Origin of the sequence: Curtobacterium flaccumfaciens, assembly GCF_051548005.1 — a bacterium.
Lineage (GTDB): Bacteria > Actinomycetota > Actinomycetes > Actinomycetales > Microbacteriaceae > Curtobacterium.
The window spans coordinates 1-5515 of record NZ_JBPUGH010000192.1 but is presented as its reverse complement, the minus strand read 5'-3'; the positions used below and the strand labels follow the sequence as shown (position 1 = coordinate 5515).

The 5515-nt window shown below is 75.3% G+C and carries 6 protein-coding genes; all 6 read right to left on the bottom strand.

The features are described 5' to 3' along the window. Positions 1 to 762: bifunctional heptose 7-phosphate kinase/heptose 1-phosphate adenyltransferase (locus ACSW7Y_RS15915; protein WP_438127215.1), on the bottom strand; the 762-nt coding region annotated here is incomplete at its 3' end. Beyond that, complete coding sequence (locus ACSW7Y_RS15910; protein ID WP_438127214.1) at positions 759 to 1391, bottom strand: D-sedoheptulose-7-phosphate isomerase; 633 nt, start codon at positions 1389 to 1391, stop codon at positions 759 to 761. The genes ACSW7Y_RS15910 and ACSW7Y_RS15915, both read right to left, overlap by 4 nt. Further along, entirely contained in the window at positions 1388 to 2689 is a 1302-nt protein-coding gene (locus tag ACSW7Y_RS15905) for a glycosyltransferase (RefSeq protein ID WP_438127213.1), read from the bottom strand. The genes ACSW7Y_RS15910 and ACSW7Y_RS15905 overlap by 4 nt, the downstream gene beginning before the upstream one ends. Further along, entirely contained in the window at positions 2686 to 3702 is a 1017-nt protein-coding gene (locus tag ACSW7Y_RS15900) for a glycosyltransferase (protein WP_438127212.1), read from the bottom strand. Before ACSW7Y_RS15900 ends, ACSW7Y_RS15905 begins: the two co-directional genes overlap by 4 nt. Positions 3703 to 3773: 71 nt before the next feature. After that, the gene (locus ACSW7Y_RS15895) at positions 3774 to 4841 is read right to left on the bottom strand and encodes a glycosyltransferase family 9 protein (protein ID WP_438127211.1); all 1068 of its coding nucleotides are present in this window, start codon (positions 4839 to 4841) and stop codon (positions 3774 to 3776) included. Beyond that, a complete protein-coding gene (locus tag ACSW7Y_RS15890) occupies positions 4838 to 5389 on the bottom strand; it encodes a D-glycero-alpha-D-manno-heptose-1,7-bisphosphate 7-phosphatase (protein WP_438127210.1) in 552 nt (183 codons plus the stop codon). Before ACSW7Y_RS15890 ends, ACSW7Y_RS15895 begins: the two co-directional genes overlap by 4 nt. Between the last annotated feature and the right edge of the window lie 126 nt (positions 5390 to 5515).

Here is a 5515-nt window from a genome sequence, read left to right as displayed (position 1 = left end):
GGCGACGAGGGCGCCACGGTCACCGAGCGTCACGGCGACGGCTCCGACGCCCCAGCGGTCCCGGAGGGCCGAGGCCGCGTCGGTCTCGAACGGGACGCCGTCGCCGCCGAGGCCGGTCGCGGCACGGGCCTCCGAGGCGTTCGGCGTCGCGACGGTCGTGCCGGGGACCGGCTCGGCGCCCTTCGGGTGCGGGTCCCAGACGACCGGGACGTGCTCGGCGACCGCCTCGAGGGCCGCGCGCAGCGCCGGTGCGGCCGCGACGCCGCGCCCGTAGTCGGCGACGACGATCGCGTCGGCCCCGGCGAGGGCGGCGGTCATGTCCGGGGTGACCTCGGGGACCGGCGGGGTCGCGCAGCCCTCGTCGATCCGGACCAGGGCGTGGTCGACGACGCGGACGCGCGTCTTCACCGGCGTCGGTGCGCCGGACGGCCCCGCGACGACGTGCACGTGGGGGAGGAGCGAACGGATCTCGTCGCCGCGGCCGTCGTCGGACAGCACGGTGACCAGCGTCACGTCGTGGCCGTCCTTCGCGAGCATCGTCGCGACGAGTCCCGCGCCGCCCGCGCGGCGGTCGTCCGTGCGGACGTCGACGACCGGGACGGGCGCGTCGGGGCTGAGGCGTTCGCTCGTGCCCGAGACGTCGACGTCGAGCAGGGTGTCGCCGACGACGACGATCCGGCGTGCGCCCGCGGCCCGCGTCGCCCCGCCGTGGCCGGCGCTGGCGGCCTGCGTCGCCCCGCCGTGGCTCGCGCCGGCGGTCACCGGCGGGCTCCACGGCGCAGGGCGGGCTCCATCGCGCGGCACAGGGCGTGCACGAGGACCAGCTGCGCCTCCTGCACGTTCGCGGACGGGCCGTCGATGCAGATCGCGTCGTCGACGACCGACGCGAGGGGGTTCGGCCGGGGCCCGGTGAGGGCGATCGCGAACGCTCCCACGGCGCGTGCGGCCTCGGCGGCGCGGAGCAGGTTCGGGCTCTTGCCGCTCGTGCTGAGCAGGACGACGACGTCGCCGGCGCGGGCGTGGGCGCGGACCTGGCGTGCGAAGACCTCCTCGTACCCGTAGTCGTTGCCGATCGCGGTGACGGCGGAGCTCTCGGCGTGCAGCGAGATCGCCGAGTACGCCGGGCGGTCGCCGTCGAAGCGGCCGGTCAGCTCGGACGTGAGGTGCTGCGCCTCCGCCGCGGAGCCGCCGTTGCCCGCGGCCAGCAGCCGACGTCCGGCGACGAGCCGCGCGGCGATGTCGTCCGCCCAGGCGGCGATGTGCTCGCCGTGGTCGACCAGCGAGGCGATGACGGGGACGGACGCGGCGACGTGGTCGCGGACGACCTGCACGCTGTCGGCCACCGTGCCGGCCGGCGTGGCGCCGGCGGTCTCGGTCGGGGAGATGGTCATCGTGCGGTCCTCTCGGTGTTCGCGGTGCGACGGGGTGCTCGACGAGCGCTGGAGCGGGTGTCGGCGACGCCGGTCCCGCCGGCGATGAGCCGGTCGTAGACGCGCTCGCTCTCGGCGGCGACCTTCTGCCACGTGTACCGGGCGACCGCACGCTCGCGGCCGGCGGCACCGAACGCCTCGCGACGCTCCGGGTCCTCGAGGAGGGTGCCGACCGCGGTGGCGACGGCGTCCTCGTCCCGGGGTGGGACGTGCAGGCCGGTCGCGTCCTCCACCACGGTGTCGATCAGACCGCCGACGCTCGACGCGACGACCGGCCGTCCGCACGCCATCGCCTCGAGCGGCACGATGCCGAACGGCTCGTACCAGGGGGCGCAGACGACGACGTCCGCGCTCCGGTAGACCGCCGGCATGTCGTGCTGGCCGAGCTGGCCGCGGAAGTGCACGTGGTCGCGGATGCCGAGTTCGCGGGCGAGAGCGTCGAGGCGCTGGTACTCCGGGTCGTCGGGTAGGTCGGCCCCGGCGACGCCGGCACCGCCGACGACGACGAGTTCGACGTCGCGCCCCTCGTGGACGAGCTCGGCGACGGCGGCGATGGTCGTGCCGACGCCCTTGCGCTGCACGAGCCGGGAGGCGGTGAGGACACGGTGGGTCCGCCCACGCTCCTCGACGGGCCCGTCGGGTCGGAAGGTCTCGACGTCGACGCCGCACGGCACGACGGAGATGCGGTGGAGGGGGACCCCGAGCGCCTTGAGCTCGAACGCCTCGTCGGAGCAGGTCGCGACGACCTGGTCGGCGCTCCGTCCGACGGCGGGCTCGACCCACTCGCGCTCGGCGGGGCTGGTGTCCGCCGAACCCTGGTGCCGGCGCTTCACGACTCCGAGTGCGTGGAAGGTCTGCGCGACGGGGATCCGGACACCGCCGGTACGGGCCTGGACCTGGGCGACCGCCTCGAGCGCGGCGTGGCCGGACATCCAGAAGTGAGCGTGCACGACGTCCGGACGGTCGACGAACCACTCGGCGGCGAGGACCGAGGCGAACGTGCCCATGAACGGGAACAGCTCGTCCTTCGGCACCGCGCGTGCGGGGCCGGCGTCGACGTGGACGACCTCGACGCCCGACCGCAGCAGCACCCGGACGGGCAGGTCCGCTGAGTCGCGCCGCGTGTAGACCGTCACCTGGTGGCCGCGGTCGGCGAGGGCGCCGGACAGCTCGGCGACGTGGACGTTCTGTCCGCCGGCGTCGACGCCGCCGAGGGTCGCGAGCGGGCTCGCGTGCTCGGAGACCATCGCGATCTTCATCGGGCACTCCCTTCGAGCACGACCTCGGTCGTGCCGTTCCGCCGCGCGGTGCGCGCGGTCCGGTGGTCGGTGACGACGCGATCGAGCACGTCGTCCCAGTCGGCGGTGAACCGCGCGAGCGCGTGGCGCTCGAGCGCCGCCTCCCGGGCGACGGCGCCGCGTCGGCGCGCCTCGTCCGGGTCGTCCAGCAGCAGCCGGGAGGCACGCACCAGTTCGTCGACGTCCGTCGCGATCGCGCCGGCGTCGGCGGGCACCGTGCGCGGTGCGTCGGTCGTCGCGAGGACGAGGACGGGCATCGCCATGTGCATCGCCTCGATGAGCGAGAGTCCGAGGGAGGTCCAGCGGTTCGGGTGGACGTACGCCCGACGCTCCGCGAGGGCGCGGTGCATCGGGTCCGACGGGACGTCCCCCCGCGCGACGACGCGGTCGCCGAAGCCCAGTTCGCCGATGCGTTCCGTGCCGATGCCCCACAGGTCGACCGGCGCGACGCCGCCGAAACGCGGCAGGAGGTCCGTCCCGACGACCCGACCGCGGCGGACCGGCTCGTTGACGACCGCGCCGAAGCGCTCGAGCGACCCGGTGTACAGCGGTCCGGGGTCGACGACTCCGTGCTCGACGACGACGGTGGGCGTGGACCCGCAGTCCCACATGAGCGCGTTCCAGTGCGTGACGTGCGCGATCAGCACGTCGTCGCGGTCCCGGAGCGGGTGCTGGCTGTTCGGCACGTCGACACGAGGGGCGTTGTGCTCGACGAAGACGATCGGGACCGAGCGGCCCCCCAGCAGTCGCTCGGCCGCCTCGAGCTCCTCGGTGCGCTGCAGGACGACCACGTCGACCTCGGCGGCGGCCACGTCCTCCGGTGCGATCTCGACGACCGAGTCCGGCCAGTCCCGACCACCGCGTCCGAGGCCGTCGGCGTCACGGGCCGCGGTCGTCGGGACGAGGTACTGGTGCTGGCCGCGGACGAAGGCGTCCATCCAGCCGCCGTGGACGTGCCAGACGAGGATGCGCATGCAGGCCTTCCGGGTCGAGGAGCAGGAGGAGAAGGAGAAGCAGTGGCGCACGCTACGCAGCGCCCGCTCGGTCAGGACGCAGGAACGTGTGCTTTCAGCCGAGAAGCGCGGGACACGAGCCGTCGATGCGCTCGGAGGACATCGTCGACCGACACCCGGGCGAGGCACGGGTGTCCCTCGACGGGGCACTCGCGAGCGCGGCTGAGCCGGCACGGCGCGTCCTGGTCGCCGAGCAGCTCGACGAGCGGCGCGTAGGGCGCCCACTTCACGGCCGGGACGACGGGCGAGAACAGGCTCACGATCGGGACGCCCACGGCGGCCGCGAGGTGGGCGGGCCCGGTGTTCCCCACCACGACCACCTCCGCGCCGGCGAGGACCGCCGCGAGCTCCGCCGGGGTGGTCGCCCCGCCGAGGTCGATGCCGGTGGACCCGGCGACCTCGGCCGTCAACGCCCGTTCGCCGGGAGACCCGGTGACCACGACCGGGACGCCGGCGGCGGCGTACGCGGCGACCAGCGCTCGGTGCTGCTCGGCCGGCCACGCACGGGCCGGGACGCTGGCTCCCGGGTGCACGACCACGTACCGGTCCAGGCCGGCCACGGCGGCCGGTGGGTCGGCGTCGAGACGTACCGCGAGCCTCCCGGCGTCGTCCGTGGGCAGCGCGAAGCCCGCGGCCTGCGCGATCCGCAGCGCACGCTCGGGCTCGGGCAGGTCCTCGGGCAGGTCCTCGCCCGGTCGGAGCCGGACGTCGAGGAGGGACCCCGGGTGGTCCACCGACGCGCCGGTCACCCGCGGGACCCCGGCGAGCCGCAGCAGCAGCGCGAGCGGCAACGGGGACTGGTGGAAGGACGTCAGCACGACTGCCTCGTCCGGGCGTTCCTCGGCCACGAGGGCGCGGAACTCGTCGACCACCGTGTCGTCGATCGGTCGCGCCGTCTCCGTCACCCACGGTGCCGCCCAGGTCCGGAGGGTGTCGACACCGGGGAGCAGCCGTCCCGCGGGCGCGCCCTGCGGCCCGCAGAGCAGCGTGACGTGCGACGCACCGGCGGCGACCGCACGCACTGCGGGACCGGCGACCAGGACGTCACCGAACGAGTCGAGCCGCGCGACGAGGACGCGCGGCCTGCGTGCCCCGTTCACGCGACCGGCGTCGGACGCTGGGCCAGGACGAGCGTCACCGCGTCGTCGAGGCTCGCGGCGACGGTGTCGGCCGCGTCGACCTCCTCCTGCCGCGTGCGCACGGTCGGGACGAGGATGCCCTGCGCTCCCGCGGCGCGGGCCGCCTCGACGTCGGCACCGATGTCACCGATCACCACGAGTTCGGCGGCGGCCACCCCGAGGACCTCGGCGGCGCGCAGGACCATGCCGGGTCGCGGTTTCCGACAGTCGCAGCCGTCGCCGGCGTCGTGCGGGCAGACGCACCACACGTCGAACGGCCCGACCAGCTCGTCGACCCGCGCGTTCGTCGCGTCGACCTGCTCCCTCGTCGCCATGCCCTTCGCGATCACCGACTGGTTCGTGACGACGCCGGTGCGCAGCCCTGCGGCCCGGACACGCTCGACGGCCCGGTGCGCACCGGGCACCGGCACGACCAGGTGCGGGTCGGCGTTGTAGGGCACGTCGATGACGAGCGTGTCGTCACGGTCGAAGAGGACGCCGCCGACGGGGCGGTCCGGAGCGAGGGCCATGTACCGAGCAGTACCGGTGGCGTCCCCCACGACGGCCCAGGAAGAGCCGTTCCACGCAGTGCTGACCGCGTCCGCAGGGACGGCCGCCTACCGTCCGCGCGGTGACCGCCCTGCCGACCATGCCCC